The sequence below is a fragment of the Kribbella sp. NPDC051587 genome (assembly GCF_044453945.1).
Taxonomy (GTDB): Bacteria; Actinomycetota; Actinomycetes; order Propionibacteriales; family Kribbellaceae; genus Kribbella.
In genome coordinates this window covers 694,477-708,837 of sequence record NZ_JBITDE010000003.1, presented here as the reverse complement: position 1 = coordinate 708,837, position 14,361 = coordinate 694,477, and the positions used below count along the sequence as shown (strand labels likewise).

The following is a 14,361-nucleotide window of genomic DNA, read 5'->3' as shown; positions in this document are numbered from 1 at the left end:
CGAAGGTGGCTGCCGAGAACGTGTTGGGAGAGTTTCTGAAGGCCCGGCGGGCCCGGGTACCGGCCGCTCGCGCCGATCTCCCTACGTCGACCCGCCGCCGGGTCGCGGGCCTCCGCCGCGACGAGCTGGCCCGGTTGGCCGGGATCAGCGAGCCCTATCTGACCCGCCTGGAACAAGGTGTAGATCAGAACCCGTCACCGCAGGTCCTGCGGTCGCTCGCGCGCGCGTTGGAGCTCGACGCCGACACCTCGACATACCTGTACTCACTCGCGAATCCGGACTCCGAGCGGCCGCCCGAGACCGCAGTCTCCGAGGACGTTCACCAGTTGCTCGACATGTGGTCGCACACTCCCGCATACGTGCGGAACCGGCGCTTCGACGTACTGGCTGCCAACAAGTGGGCCCGTGCGCTCGCACCGATGTACGAGCCCGGGCACAACCTGGCGCGCGACATGTTCCTCGACCCAACGACCCGAGATCTGTTCCCGGACTGGCCTCTGATCGCCGCCCAGACCGCAGCCGCTCTGCGCGCCGAGGCGGACCCACGCGACGCGCGGACCAACCGGCTCATCGCTGATCTGGAGACCGACGCCGACTTCCGCACTCTGTGGGCGCAACACGACGCGAGGCCGTCCCGTGACGAGCTCAAGCGCTTCGCGCACCCGGTCGTCGGCGACCTCGCCGTACGGCGTCAGGCTCTCACCGTCGGCGGCTCCGAGGACCAGGTGATTATCGTCTACCAGGCCGCTCCCGGCAGCTCGTCGGAAGCGGCTCTGGCCCGGCTGGTCTAACCCAGCTTCGAGACGTCCCGTACGGCGCCCTTGTCCGCGCTGGTCGCCATCGCGGCGTACGCGCGCAGTGCCTGGGAGACCTTGCGCTCACGAGCCTTGGGGGCGTAGACGCCGTTCAGTGCGGTACGGCGGGCGTCCAGCTCGGCGTCGTCGACCAGGAGCTCGATCGAGCGGTTCGGGATGTCGATGCGGATCTGGTCGCCGTCCTGGACGAGCGCGATCGTGCCACCCGAGGCGGCTTCCGGTGAGGCATGCCCGATCGATAGACCCGACGTACCGCCGGAGAACCTGCCGTCGGTGACGAGGGCGCAGACCTTGCCCAGGCCGCGGCCCTTCAGGAACGAGGTCGGGTAGAGCATCTCCTGCATGCCTGGCCCGCCCTTCGGGCCTTCGTAGCGGATCACCACGACGTCACCCGGCTGCACCTTCTTGGCCAGGATCTTCTCGACCGCTTCCTCCTGCGACTCACACACCACCGCAGGTCCCTGGAACGTCCAGATCGACTCGTCCACCCCGGCTGTCTTCACGACGCAGCCGTCGACGGCCAGATTTCCCTTGAGTACTGCCAGCCCGCCGTCGGCAGAGTAGGCGTGCTCGAAGTCGCGGATGCAACCGCCGGCAGCGTCGGTGTCCAGCGTGTCCCAACGCTCCGACTGTGAGAACGCCGTCGCGGACCGCTTGCAGCCGGGCGCTGCGTGCCACAGTTCGACCGCCTCGGCGGACGGCGAGCCGCTGCGCACGTCCCAGTTCTTCAGCCAGTCACCGATCGAGGCGCTGTGCACGGTGTGGATGTCTTCGTTCAGCAGGCCGGCCCGGTACAGCTCACCCAGGATCGCGGGGATGCCGCCGGCGCGGTGCACGTCTTCCATGTAGTAGGTGCCGCCCGGCGCGACGTTCGGCGCGACCTTCGCCAGGCAGGGCACGCGGCGCGAGACGGCGTTGATGTCGTCCAGGTCGAAGTCGACCTCGGCCTCCTGGGCCGCGGCGAGCAGGTGCAGGATCGTGTTCGTCGAGCCGCCCATCGCGATGTCGAGCGCCATCGCGTTCTCGAACGCGGCCCGCGACGCGACGGTGCGCGGCAGCACGGTCGCGTCGTCGGTGTCGTAGTACCGCTTGGTGATCTCGACGACCGTGCGGCCGGCGTTCTCGTACAGCGCCTTGCGCGCGGTGTGCGTGGCGAGCACCGAGCCGTTGCCGGGCAGCGACAGGCCGATCGCCTCGGTCAGGCAGTTCATCGAGTTCGCGGTGAACATGCCCGAGCACGAACCGCAGGTCGGGCAGGCGTTCTCCTCGATCCGCTGGATGTCGGCGTCGGAGACGTTCTCGTTGACGGCCTCGGACATCGCGTCGATCAGGTCCAGCTTGCGCACGGTCCCGTCGACCAGCGTGGCCCGGCCGGCCTCCATCGGGCCGCCGGAGACGAACACGGTCGGGATGTTCAGCCGGAGCGCGGCCATCAGCATGCCCGGGGTGATCTTGTCGCAGTTCGAGATGCAGACCAGCGCGTCCGCGCAGTGCGCCTCGACCATGTACTCGACCGAGTCCGCGATCAGGTCGCGCGAGGGCAGGCTGTAGAGCATCCCGCCGTGCCCCATCGCGATCCCGTCGTCGACGGCGATCGTGTTGAACTCGCGCGCGATCCCGCCGACCGCGTGGATCGCCGCGGAGACGATCCGGCCGACCGGGGCCAGGTGGGTGTGCCCGGGAACGAACTCGGTGAAGCTGTTCGCCACCGCGACGATCGGTTTGCCGAAGTCTCCCCGGTCGACGCCGGAGGCCATCATGAGGGCGCGGGCGCCCGCCATGTTGCGGCCGTGGGTGACGGTACGGGACCTCAGATCAGGCACGTCAATCTCCAGAACTCGAGCTGCGAACGGCTCCGTCCATGGTGCCACTCGCGTCCCGAATGCCGAAACGGCGGTCCCGGATGGCGGATTCCCGGGCCCCCGTATCGTGGTGGGCATGGACGACTCCGAGCTGGTGCGGGCCGCACAGTCCGGTGCGATCGGTGCCCTCGGCACCCTGCTCACCCGGCATCGTCCCGGGATGACCGCGGTGGCGGTCTCGGTCCTGGGCGCCGGCCCGGACGCGGAGGACGCCGTACAGGAGGCAACCACCATCGCGCTCGCGCGGATCGGCGATGTCCGGGATCCGGCCGCCGTCGGGGCTTGGCTCCGGCAGGTCGTCCGGAATGCTTGCCGCACGCAACTGCGCGCCCGGCGACCGCTCCCCACCCTGTACGACGGCCTGCCGTCCACCGAGCCGGATCCCGCTGAACTGCTGGAGCAGCACGCGAACCGGGACTGGGTCTGGCGTGCACTTGAGGACCTCTCGCCGCCCCTGCGCCTGGTCATGATGCTGCGGCACTTCAGCGGCGTCACGGCGTACGAGGACATCGCTACTGCTTGTGGCATCCCGGTTGGCACGGTGCGCAGTCGGCTCGCGAAGGCTCGCGGTCAGCTCAGTGCCCGTCTGCTGGCGACCGCCGACGACCCGTACGGCGACGTGGCCGCGCAGACCGCCGTACGACGGCGTGAGGTCGAGGAGGTGCTGGACGGGGCCGAGCACGGCACGCTGGACGACGTACTGGCGGCGTACTGGCGACCGGATGCCAAGTACAGCTGGTCCGGTGGTGGCGGCGACACAGCGTCCTTCCTCCGCGCCATGTACCGAGACATCGAAGACGGCGTCCGAGGGCGGCTGACGAACGTGCTCGCCAGCCGGGACGTCGCGGTCTGCGAGATCGACCTGACCAGTCCACCTGAGGACCCGTTCCACTGCCCACCGGCCGTGGTCTGGATCCAGCATCTGCAGGCCGGCCGGACGAGCAGCCTGCACCTCTTCCACCCGCGGCGGAGCGCACAGGCCGTCCCGGCGTGACTCAGGTCACTGCCAATCCAGCGAACTCCCGAGCCGCTGCAGCATCCTGTCTGTGTGAGCAACCAAGACGATCAACTCGCACGCTTCGCTCTCGCCGGCGCGGCCCGGACCGCGGTCAAGGCCTGGGTCGACGGCGCGCAGATCCTGTCCCTCGTGACAGCGCTGCGGGACAAGGGCTGGACGACGTACCTGACCCAACCGCGCACCCTCGACGCGCTGACCACGTTCTCGGGTCTGCCGCCGCAGCGCGTTGCCGACCTCGTGACCGTGCTCGAGGCGCATGGTGTCGTGACGTCCGGCGAGACGGTTCAGCTGACCGACGCATTCGCGGCGCTGGTGGCTGACGACGCCTACATCGGCCTGGACGACGTACTGGACCAGGCGGAGCTGCTGACCCGGACGGTCCGGGCGGCGGCCGAGGACCCGAGCCCGCTGCCGCTGTCCGAAGCAGATGCGCTGGTCACCGCGCGCGCCACCGGCGGCAAGGCCAGCGCGGTCACGGAGGCGCTGTACAACAAGCTGTTCCTCCCCCAGATCCCCGAACTGCCGGAGCTCATCCACACCGACCGCTTCCTGGACGTCGGCTGTGGTGTCGCGGGCGCGACGACGACGCTGGCCGGGATGTTCCCCGATCTGCGCGGTACGGCGATCGAGCTGATCCCGACCGTGGCTGCGGAGACCCAGCGGCGGATCGACGCACTCGGCGTCGACGACCGGGTCGACCTCAAGGTGATGGACGCGCGCGACTTCGACGAGAAGGATGCGTTCGGAGCCGCCTTCTGGGCGCAGCCGTTCTTCCCCGCGCCGACTCGCCAGGCGACCCTCGAGATGATCCTGCGCGCGCTCCGGCCCGGCGGGATCCTCTTCGTGCAGGAGATGGAGCCGGTGCCGGACGAGGCCGGGCGCCCGTCGTACACACTGCGCAAGCTGGTCGCTCAGGGCTGGGGTATCCCGTTCGGGCCGACCGCCGAGGACCTGGCCGAGGAGGCTGTCGCGGTCGGGTTCGAACTGGTGCGGATAGCGCAGACCGACTTCGGCCGCATGGTTCTTGTCCGTAGGCCGCTCTAGATTGGTGGCATGGCAGGGTTCACGCACGTTCATCGTGAAGTGCACCCTGCCTTGCGCCCGTTGGTCGGTGACCTCAGCGGTTACGCGTACGACGGTGAGCCGCCGGCGCTGCATCGCGGTCTGCCGTCGCAGTACCTCACGCTCGTCATCACGATGGACGAACCGCTCGGGATCGCCTGGCCGGGTCAGCCGCCGGGGAAGTACGACGCGGGCGTCGGCGGACTGCATTCGCGGGCGGTGCATGTCGGTGGGTCGCCGAGCCGGGCTGGTGTTCAGCTGGCGTTGACGCCGGCCGGCTCACGGGCGTTGCTCGGGCTGCCGCCGGGTGAGATCGCTTGGCGGGTGATCGAGCTCGACGAGTTCATCGGTCCGTCGGCGCACGTGCTGGTGGACCAGTTACGGGAGGCCGGCAGTTGGGCGTCACGGTTCGAGCTGCTGGAAGCCGCGTTACTGCGGCGATGGGCCGCTCCCCCGGCGTCCGCCGTACGGGCTGAGGTGGATTGGGCCTGGCGGCGGTTGCGGTCGTCGCACGGTGCGATCGGGGTTCAGGAACTGGCCGCCGAGATCGGGTGGAGCCGACGGCATCTGACGGATCGGTTCACCACGGAGTTCGGGCTGGCGCCAAAGGTGGCGGCGCGGGTGCTGCGGTTCGAGCAGGCTGTCCAGCGGGTACGGCGACAGCCGACGGTGCGGCTCGCGGACCTGGCCGCCGAGCTCGGGTACGCCGATCAGGCGCATCTGACCCGTGAGTGGCAGGCGATCGCCGGGTGCTCGCCGCGGCAGTGGATCGCCGAGGAGCTCCCAAACGTTCAAGACCAGACGGGCCTGGTGAGCGCAGAGTCAGGGGTATGACATCTCTGACGAAGACAGTCGGCGTCTGGCCGACCTTGGTGTACCTGGACGGCTCGGCGGCGCTGCAGTTCCTCACCGACGGCCTGGGCTTCGAGTTGGTCGCGTCGTACCCGGGTGCGGCCGAGGGGTCGGTCGCACATGCCGAGCTGACCTGGCCGGCGGGCGGCGGCGTGATGGTGAGTTCGACCGATGCGCAGTCCGAGCCGAACGAGTTCACGCTGCTCGCGGACCAGGCCCAGTCGGTGTATCTGGTCCACGACGATCCCGACGCGTTGATCGGACGAGCGATCGGCGCCGGAGCGATCGTCGTACGGGGTCTGCAGGACAGTGACTACGGATCGCGGGGCTTCACCGTCCGGGATCCGGAGGGGAATCTGTGGAGTATCGGAACTTATGCGGGCGAGTAAAGGTTTTTCGGCGATCCGGGTTCGGCGAGCTGCCTAGAATCGCGGGGTGACGGATTCACCTGACGCTCTGCCGAACGAAGCTCTTGATGTCCTGCGCCGTGTCTTCGGGTACGACGCCTTCCGCGGCGAGCAGGGTGACATCATCGACACGGTGATCGGCGGCGGCGACGCGCTCGTGCTGATGCCGACCGGTGGCGGCAAGTCACTGTGCTACCAGATTCCGTCCCTGGTGCGGGCCGGCGTCGGGGTGGTGATCTCGCCGCTGATCGCGCTGATGCAGGACCAGGTCGACGCCTTGACGGCGCTCGGCGTCCGGGCGGGCTTTCTGAACTCGACGCAGGACTACGAGCAGCGGCGTGAGGTCGAGCAGGCGTTCCTGGCCGGTGAGCTGGATCTGCTCTACCTCGCGCCCGAGCGGCTGCGCGTCGAGGCGACCGTGCGGCTGCTCGACCAGGGCAAGATCGCGCTGTTCGCGATCGACGAGGCGCACTGTGTGTCGCAGTGGGGGCACGACTTCCGACCGGACTACCTGATGCTGTCGGAGCTGCATGAGCGCTGGCCCGAAGTACCGCGGATCGCTCTGACCGCGACGGCGACCGAGGCGACCCACCAGGAGATCGCGACCCGGCTGAACCTGACCGACGCCAAGCACTTCGTCGCGAGCTTCGACCGGCCGAACATCCAGTACCGGATCGTGCCGAAGGACAACCCGCAGCGGCAGCTGCTCGATCTGCTGCGCACCGAGCATGCCGGTGACGCGGGGATCGTCTATTGCCTGTCCCGCAACAGCGTCGAGAAGACCGCGGCCTTCCTGACCCAGAACGGGATCGAGGCCGTCCCGTACCACGCGGGTCTCGACAGCCGCGTCCGTTCCAAGAACCAGTCCCGCTTCCTGCGCGAGGACGGCCTGGTCGTGGTCGCGACGATCGCGTTCGGGATGGGGATCGACAAGCCGGACGTGCGATTCGTGGCCCACCTCGATCTGCCGAAGTCTGTCGAGGGCTACTACCAGGAGACCGGACGCGCCGGTCGTGACGGACTGCCGTCGACCGCCTGGCTGGCCTACGGCCTGCAGGACGTCGTCCAGCAACGCAAGATGATCGACACCTCCGAGGGCGATCTCGCGCACCGGCGCCGGCTGAGCGCGCACCTCGACGCGATGCTCGCGTTGTGCGAGACCGTGCAGTGCCGTCGTTCCCAACTCCTCGCGTACTTCGGTCAGCACGGCGACTCCTGCAACAACTGCGACACCTGCCTGACGCCGCCGGAGTCCTGGGACGGCACGATCCCCGCGCAGAAGCTGCTCTCGACGGTCTACCGCCTGCAGCACGAGCGCGGCCAGAAGTTCGGCGCCGGTCAGCTGATCGACATCCTGCTCGGTAAGGAGACCGAGAAGGTCAAGCAGTTCCGCCACGAACAGCTGTCGGTCTTCGGCATCGGCACCGAACTCAAGGACACCGAGTGGCGCGGCGTCATCCGCCAGCTCCTCGCCCTGCGCCTGCTCACCGTCGAAGGCGACTACGGCACCCTCGTCCTCACCGACGACAGCGCCGAGGTCCTCGGCCGCCGCCGCGACGTGATGATGCGCCGCGAACCCGAGCGCACCAAGTCCAGGTCCCGCTCCAGCAGCGGCAAGAAGTCCCCCGCCGCCGACCTCCCGGCCGAGCTGGTCCCGGTCTTCGAACGCCTCCGCACCTGGCGCGCCGCCGTCGCCAAGGACCAGGGCGTCCCCGCCTACGTCATCTTCCACGACGCCACCCTCCGCCAGATCGCCATCGATCTGCCCACCTCCCTGTCCGCCCTCGGCACCATCAGCGGCATCGGCGAGAACAAGCTCGCCAAGTACGGCGAAGGCGTCCTGGAGGCTCTCGCAGAAGAGTAGGTGTCGATTCCGGGTGCTCCCGTCCGACGCATGATCAGACGCTCGGAAAGGAGCACGCGAATGTCCAAGTCAGTGCTGTTGATGTCGATGTCACTCGACGGCTTCATTGCCGCACCCAACGACGCCCCTGGTAACCCCGGCGGGGACGGCTTCATGCGCCTGCACGACTGGTACCAGCAGGCCGACGGCACCTTCGGGCGTCCGGTCGGCCCGGCCGGCGAGATCTGGGACGAGGTTCACGCCACCGGCGCCGTGTTCGTCGGTCGCCGTACGGCGGAGCAGGTGGACTACTACGGCGGCACCCACCACGGCGTACCGCTGTTCGTCCTCACCCGTCGCGACCCCGACCCGCGCTTCCCGCAGGTCCACTTCGTCACCGACGTCGCCGAAGGAATGGCTCAGGCCAAGGCCGCCGCCGGCGACCGCGACGTCCTCGTCCACGGGGCGGAGGCGGCGCGGGCCGCGCTGGAGGCCGGTGTGCTCGACGAACTCCAGATCGACCAGATCCCAGTCCTGCTAGGCCAGGGCCGGCGCCTCTTCGACGTCCTCCCCGACCGCATCGAACTGGAGGTCGCGAAGGTGATCGACACTCCGGCGGCCACCCACATCCGGTACCGCGTGGTCACGTGATCGCACTCAGCGGGTCGGGGTCCAGTCGACTGTGCCCGCGAGGGCAGCGAAGTCCTGGATCGCGCGGGAACGGCGGGAGGCGAGCCAGGCCAGGCAGACTTTGTTGGGGGCGATGTCGTTGACCGGTACGGCGTTCACGTCGGGGCGTTGGTAGAACGACGCGACCGACCGGGGCAGGATCGAGATGCCGCGACCGCCGGCGACGTGTTCGAGTTTCTCCTCGACACTGTTCAGTTCGGGGACGGGGCGCGACCGGCCGGAGCGTAGTTCGAGAGAGACATCGCGCCACTCCGGTACCTGGTCGGGGTGCTGCAGGAGGTGTTCGTCGGCCAGGTCGGTGATGTCGAGGGACGGCTTGTCCGCGAGCCGATGGTCGGCGGGGAGCATGGCCAGCCGCGGCTCCTCGAAGAGGGGGCGGATACTCAGCCCGCGCTGGTCGATCGGGAGGCGGACCACGCTCACGTCGGCGCGGCCGTCGTACAGGACCTGGGCCTGATCAAGCGTGGTGGTCCGGAGGATCTCGACAGTGATGTCGGGACGGAGGGCCTCGAAGGCGCGGACCGCCGCGGTGAGGGTGATGCCGGGCATGAAGCCGATGGTGAAGGTCTTGGGGCCGCGGGCGGTTTGGGCGACGCGGCGGCGGAGCGCCTCGGCCGAGTTGAGGAGTGGACGGGCGTCGTCGAGGAGTTGGCGACCGGCCGGGGTCAGCTCGGTGGAGCGTTTGGTGCGCGCGAACAGCTGCGCACCGAGCTCGTGTTCGAGGGCCCGGATCTGGCGGGACAGCACCGGCTGCGCGATGTGCAGGCGCTCGGCCGCGCGGCCGAAATGCAGCTCCTCGGCGACCGCGACGAAGTACCGCAGCTTGCGCAGATCCACGTCCGTCATACCTTGAGGGTATTACAGACGCCCGAACAGGTCTTGGACCGCGACCACCTCGCGGGCGCATCGTGGCAGGGAACCCCACCACGAAAGGCGAATCATCATGACTCTGCAGGACCAGCGCGTCGTCCTCCTCGGCGGTACGTCGGGCATCGGGCTGGCCACCGCCCGCCTCGCCGCCGACCACGGCGCCACCGTGATCGTTGCCTCCAGCAACCCTTCGTCGGTCGAGCGAGCGCTGAAGGAGCTGCCGGCGACGGCCTCCGGTACGGCGGTCGACCTGACCGATCCCGAGGCCGTCGAAGCGTTCTTCGCCGGGCTCGACCCGTTCGACCATCTCGTCTACACCGCCGGTGAAGCGCTCAGCCTGCTCGAAGTCCGGTCGATGGAGCTCGCCCGCGCCAAGCAGGCCTTCGAACTTCGCTACTTCGGAGCCCTGCAAGCCATACACGCAGCGGTCGGCAAGCTCCGCCCCGGCGGATCCATCGTCCTCACCAGCGGTACGGCGGCCGACCGCCCCGGACCGGGATGGTCCATCGCGGCCAGCATCTGCGGCGCCGCCGACTCCCTGGTCCGCGCCCTCGCCGTCGAGCTCGCGCCGATCCGCGTCAACGCCGTCAAGCCCGGAGTGGTCCGAACCCCCTTGTGGCCCGAGGGTTTCGACTACGACGCCGCCGCCGAGTCCGTCCCGGTCGGCCGGATCGGCGAGCCCGAGGACATCGCCGAGGCCTACGTCTTCCTGATGAACCAGCACTACGCCAGCGGCTCCATCGTCACCGTCGGCGGCGGCAATGTGCTCGTCTAACTGAGCCCGCTGGCCAGTGATCCCGAGGCACAGAACGCCCTGCTGGCCGCCTGCGCCTCGCTGACGGGAGTTGAGCTGCCTCAGTCCTGACTGACGTACAAGGTGTTCCCGTCGGGGTCCTGGAAGTTGAACATCGGCGGGACGCCCGGCCAGACCAGCAGCTCGCTGGTGCTCACCTGCTCGTCGTTGAGGTGCTGATGCGCGGCTGCGGCGTCTGGGGTGGCCAGGCGGATTCCGGTGTCTACGGAGCCAGCGCCTGGGGTCAGAGCGAGGCTGGTGCCGCCGCCGGGCGCGGTGACGACGATCCAGCGGCCGCCGAGCTGCGGTAGGGGTGTGTCCAAGGCCAGCGTGAAGCCGAGGGTCTTGGTGTAGAAGTCCAGCGCGCGGTCCTGGTCGGTGACGGGAATGCCAACGGTGCGCACGCTCGTGAAGTGGGTCATGGTGTTTCCTCCAGTACGAATGGTGTCTTCACTCAGTACGTAGAGACCGTGCCGGTGATTTCGACATCGCGCGGCAGTGGGTTTTCGAGGCCGTACAGAACAAGGTACTGATCCGGGACGTCCAGTACGGCGAGCACCTCGTGCCGCACCGTCTGATGGCCGAGCGTCGGGTGGTTCAGGTGCCGCTCCCCCGACACGTGCCGTTTCACGTCCCGCCGCGACCACCGTGCGGCGAACTCCGGGCTCTCAGCGAGCAACTCGTCGACGAGAGCACGGTAGTCCGGATCGTCGACCATGTGCGCAGCGGCCGCGCGGAGGTGAGCGACCACGTCGTCGGCGACCTGAGCCCAGCCCTGGTAGAGACTGCGCGCCTCCGGGCTGAAAATGTAGCGGGAGTTGTTCGGTGGGCGCTTCGGCTGCTCCCCCGGCGCAGGCAGCCGCCCCGGGAACAGATACGCCGCCGCGTCATTCCAGGCCAGCACGTCACCGATTTGGCCGACCACGACGGCGGCAGTGGGCACAGACAGGAACCCGATCGTCCGCAGCGCCGACGGCGACACCTTCCGGGAGTAGGACACGGGTGTGTCAGCGGCGAGCGCCTTGAGGTAGGTGGACTCGTCGTCGGTCAGTGCGAGGGTGCGGATCAGTGCGTCGAGCACGCTGTCCGACGGGTGCGGAGCGCGGCCCTGCTCGAGTCGGGTGTAGTAGCCGACGCTGACCCCGGCAAGGTCGGCAAGCTCCGCCCGGCGCAGGCCCGGCGTACGGCGGGCTTCGTCGGTGGGCGGTGGTGACAGGCGGCCGCGGCGCTCCCGGAGGAACTCGCCCAGCTCGCGCCGTCGTACCGATCGCACCGTGTCCTCCGATCTGGGTAGCCCTGTCAGGTGCACCCAGCAACCTTTTGTCCGTCCGTGCCGAGGTCCACGGTAGTAGTTGTGCCCACTCGACGTTCTGCCCTGACCGCTGCCGCCTTGTCGTTCTTCCTGATCACGCTGAACGCCTCGACGGTGACCACTGCTCTACCCGCGATCGGCCGCGACCTCAACGCCCACGGCGGATTGGCCTGGGTACTCGCGGGCTACTCACTCGTCTTCGCGCTGGCCCTGCTTCCGGCTGGTGCGTGGGCCGACCGGATCGGTGCCCGGCGCGCGTTCGTTGCTGGGCTTGGGCTGTTCGCGGTGACTTCTGTGGGTCTGTGCGCTCGCCCGCGACCTCACCGTGCTGCTGGCAGCGCGCGCCGTACAGGGTGTCGCGGCCGCCGTCATCCTCCCGGCCGGGCTGTCGATGCTCAACGCGGCCTACCCGTTGGACCGTGCCCGCGCGATCGGGCGGTGGAGCGCGGCTGGCGCGATCGCGCTCGTCATCGGATCACCACTCGGCGGCGCGATCACCTCGGCTCTCGGCTGGCAAGGCACGTTCTGGCTCACCGTCCCGCCCACGCTGCTTGCGCTGGTCGTCGCGCTGCGAGTGCCGGTTGCGCGTGACCACCAGCCGGTACGGCGTACGTCGTACCGGCTGGTGTTTGTCGAACCGGCGGTGGTGCTCAGCTCGGCGACCGGGTTCGCGCTGAACTTCGCGACGTACGGCACGATCTTCGTGGTGACGCTGTTCCTGCAGCAGGGTCGCGGTCAGTCCGCGTGGGTGACCGGGCTGGTGTTCGTCCCGATGACCCTGCTGATCGTCCCGGCGAACCTGATCACCGGTCGGCTGACCGCTCGCTTCGGGATCCGGCGGACGTTTCTGCTCGGTCAGTGCTTGATGGCCGTTGGTCTCGTCGGTCTCTTGCTCGGCGGACCGGTCTGGGCGTTCGCCCTCTGGCTGCTGCCGGTTGGTGCGGGCGGCGGGCTCATCGCGCCGGCCACCACCACGCTGATGCTCAACGGCCTGCCCGACCAGAGCGGTCTCGGTGCCGGCCTTCTCAACGCGATCCGCCAACTCGGCAGCGCCGCCGAGCCCGTCGTACTGGCTCCGTTGGGGTTCCGGCTGTGCATGGTTCTGTCTGCGGTGGTCATCGTCGCGCCTGCCCTGATACGTCGAGGAGGCCCGGACGGTGGTGCCGTCCGGGCCTCCTCCGAGCTGGAGCGAACTACTTCGCGACGACCCGGAGGGTGAACTCACCCTCGAAGTTGCCGGTGTTGCGGGCGACCAGGCCCGCCGAACGGATGGCCTTGACGTCGGCGCTGGTCTTCTCGCCCATCGCCTCGAGGACACCGTTGGCGTTGTCGAAGTCGACGTAGACGATGCCGGTCGCACCCTTCACGTCCGGGAGCGCCACCTTGAAGTTCTCCGAGTCACCGAGGTTGCCGCTCTCGAGCACCTTGGCGGCGTACTCCTTGTCCGTCGAGACGACCAGGGTGTCACCGTCCTTGGCGATCTCGATCGGGACCTGGACCGGCGACTGCTGCCGCAGCAGCGTCGTCAGCTTCTCGACCACCGGCTCGGCCTTGGCCGGGTCGGTCTCGAACCGGGCCGCGATCTTCGGACCCGCGGAGGCGTCCTTGTCGACGACGACCGACAGGTTCTTGCCGAGCAGGTTCTTCAGGTCGTCCGGCAGCTTCAGGCCGGTCTGCTCCGAGAAGCCCTGCACGAGATCGCCGATCTCGCCCTTCTCGAGGTTCTTCCAGAGCGCGTCGATCGACGAGTCGACCCCCGAGACGCTGATCGCGGCGGCCGTCGTACCGGGCAGCTTGGTGACCAGCTCGCTGGCGTCGGACGCCTTGGCCACCAGCTCCTGGTCGGACCGCGCGATGCCCTTCAGCTCGACGTACTGCGCGTCGAACCGCAGCGCCGCGGCGACGCTCCCGTTACCGACCGGGTTCGCCTTGACCGGGGCCTTGTCGCCGGCCAGCTTGGCCACGCCCGCGAAGTCCGCCCACAGCGTGGCGAAACCGGGCTCGCCGAGCTTGTCCAGGTCGGCCTTGTACTTCTCGTTGTCCGCCAGTACGCCGTTCTTCGCGGCCGCGACGGCGGAGTCGACCTCGGCCTGCGTCTCGCCGACCAGCAGGTAGCCGTCGCTGAACGCGCGACCGACCTTCTCGCCTGGCTTGCTGCCCTTGTCGAGCGCCTTGGCGGCAGCCTCGTCGTCCTTCGACTCGACGGCGAAGACGACGCTCGGCTCCTTCTGGCCCTCCGGGGTCGGCAGGACGGCGAGGCCGATCCGGTCGCCCATCCAGGGCTTGATGTCCTTGGCGTAGTCGACGTCCTTGAGGTCGCCGGAGTCGTCGTTCGACTTGATCGCCTCGAAGATCTTCTGGCGCAGGTCGTCCTTGTCGCCGGTCAGCTTCAGCTTGTCCTTGGCGGACGGGAACTTCATCAGGAACCGGAGCGCGGCCAGCTTCTGGCCGGCCGACGGGTTCAGGTCCACGCGCAGGTAGCCGATCGCCGTACCGGGCAGGACCGCGTCCGGCTGCTTGCCACCGTTGAGCTTGCCGTAGGCAAAGATTCCGCCACCGGCGACCACGACCACCATGGCCAGGGCCGCGATGATCGGAATGAGCTTGCCACGCTTCTTCTTCGGCGGCTCCTGCTGCCACCCGTCACCAACCTGCACCTGCTCATAGGGAGCGTTCGGCTGCTGGTACGGCGCCTGCTGCTGGTACGGCTGCTGCGGCGGCTGGAACTGCGGCTGCTGCGGCCCCCCGGCGCCTGGGTACTGCGGACCACCCTGACCCGGGAACTGCGGGCCGGGCGGAGTGTTCTGGTCAGACATCAACTTCCCCCTCGTACGGAC

Annotated in this window: 14 protein-coding genes and 1 pseudogene; 10 read left to right on the top strand and 5 right to left on the bottom strand. The window is 68.9% G+C overall.

Annotated features, from left to right (window positions below):
- Positions 1–5: 5 nt before the first annotated feature.
- Positions 6–791 carry a helix-turn-helix domain-containing protein gene (locus tag ACIA49_RS15410; RefSeq protein WP_396377790.1) on the top strand — a complete coding sequence of 262 codons (786 nt, stop codon included), beginning with the start codon at positions 6–8 and terminating at the stop codon, positions 789–791.
- Here the strand turns inward: ACIA49_RS15410 and ilvD are convergent.
- Positions 788–2,638: a dihydroxy-acid dehydratase gene (gene ilvD, locus ACIA49_RS15405; RefSeq protein ID WP_396377789.1), complete on the bottom strand. Its 1,851-nt coding sequence runs from the start codon at positions 2,636–2,638 to the stop codon at positions 788–790. The genes ACIA49_RS15410 and ilvD overlap by 4 nt on opposite strands.
- 115 nt (positions 2,639–2,753) lie before the next feature.
- Between ilvD and ACIA49_RS15400 the strand changes: the two genes are divergently transcribed.
- The 6 genes from ACIA49_RS15400 to ACIA49_RS15375 are packed head-to-tail and all read left to right on the top strand — an operon-like array spanning position 2,754 to position 8,510.
- Entirely contained in the window at positions 2,754–3,671 is a 918-nt protein-coding gene (locus ACIA49_RS15400; protein WP_396377788.1) for an RNA polymerase sigma factor, read from the top strand.
- 54 nt (positions 3,672–3,725) lie between these two features.
- Positions 3,726–4,739 (top strand): SAM-dependent methyltransferase, encoded by a 1,014-nt coding sequence (locus ACIA49_RS15395; RefSeq protein WP_396377787.1) that lies wholly within the window; start codon positions 3,726–3,728, stop codon positions 4,737–4,739.
- A gap of 9 nt (positions 4,740–4,748) precedes the next feature.
- Positions 4,749–5,591 (top strand): helix-turn-helix domain-containing protein, encoded by an 843-nt coding sequence (locus tag ACIA49_RS15390; protein ID WP_396377786.1) that lies wholly within the window; start codon positions 4,749–4,751, stop codon positions 5,589–5,591.
- The gene (locus ACIA49_RS15385; protein ID WP_396377785.1) at positions 5,588–5,998 is read left to right on the top strand and encodes a VOC family protein; all 411 of its coding nucleotides are present in this window, start codon (positions 5,588–5,590) and stop codon (positions 5,996–5,998) included. The genes ACIA49_RS15390 and ACIA49_RS15385 overlap by 4 nt, the downstream gene beginning before the upstream one ends.
- 46 nt (positions 5,999–6,044) lie before the next feature.
- Positions 6,045–7,880 carry a DNA helicase RecQ gene (gene recQ, locus ACIA49_RS15380; RefSeq protein WP_396377784.1) on the top strand — a complete coding sequence of 612 codons (1,836 nt, stop codon included), beginning with the start codon at positions 6,045–6,047 and terminating at the stop codon, positions 7,878–7,880.
- Positions 7,881–7,940: 60 nt separating this feature from the next.
- The gene (locus ACIA49_RS15375) at positions 7,941–8,510 is read left to right on the top strand and encodes a dihydrofolate reductase family protein (RefSeq protein ID WP_396377783.1); all 570 of its coding nucleotides are present in this window, start codon (positions 7,941–7,943) and stop codon (positions 8,508–8,510) included.
- Positions 8,511–8,516: 6 nt separating this feature from the next.
- On the opposite strand, the gene ACIA49_RS15370 is transcribed toward ACIA49_RS15375, so the two are convergent.
- Positions 8,517–9,395, bottom strand: coding sequence for a LysR family transcriptional regulator (locus ACIA49_RS15370; protein ID WP_396377782.1), 879 nt, complete (start codon positions 9,393–9,395; stop codon positions 8,517–8,519).
- A 97-nt stretch (positions 9,396–9,492) separates the two neighbouring features.
- On the opposite strand from ACIA49_RS15370, the gene ACIA49_RS15365 reads away from it, so the two are divergent.
- Positions 9,493–10,194 (top strand): SDR family oxidoreductase, encoded by a 702-nt coding sequence (locus ACIA49_RS15365; protein WP_396377781.1) that lies wholly within the window; start codon positions 9,493–9,495, stop codon positions 10,192–10,194.
- A gap of 80 nt (positions 10,195–10,274) precedes the next feature.
- Here the strand turns inward: ACIA49_RS15365 and ACIA49_RS15360 are convergent, their stop codons facing one another.
- Entirely contained in the window at positions 10,275–10,634 is a 360-nt protein-coding gene (locus ACIA49_RS15360; RefSeq protein WP_396377780.1) for a VOC family protein, read from the bottom strand.
- A gap of 32 nt (positions 10,635–10,666) precedes the next feature.
- Positions 10,667–11,485: a helix-turn-helix transcriptional regulator gene (locus ACIA49_RS15355; protein WP_396377779.1), complete on the bottom strand. Its 819-nt coding sequence runs from the start codon at positions 11,483–11,485 to the stop codon at positions 10,667–10,669.
- Between the two features lie 30 nt (positions 11,486–11,515).
- Between ACIA49_RS15355 and ACIA49_RS15350 the strand changes: the two are divergent.
- Together ACIA49_RS15350 and ACIA49_RS15345 are read left to right on the top strand one after the other, a co-directional pair.
- Positions 11,516–11,815: pseudogene (locus ACIA49_RS15350) on the top strand (MFS transporter); the annotation flags it as partial.
- Position 11,816: 1 nt separating this feature from the next.
- Positions 11,817–12,743, top strand: coding sequence for an MFS transporter (locus tag ACIA49_RS15345; RefSeq protein WP_396377851.1), 927 nt, complete (start codon positions 11,817–11,819; stop codon positions 12,741–12,743).
- Here ACIA49_RS15345 and ACIA49_RS15340 read toward each other — a convergent pair.
- Positions 12,718–14,340, bottom strand: coding sequence for a DUF3352 domain-containing protein (locus ACIA49_RS15340; RefSeq protein WP_396377778.1), 1,623 nt, complete (start codon positions 14,338–14,340; stop codon positions 12,718–12,720). The two genes, ACIA49_RS15345 and ACIA49_RS15340, sit on opposite strands and share 26 nt — an antisense overlap.
- Between the last annotated feature and the right edge of the window lie 21 nt (positions 14,341–14,361).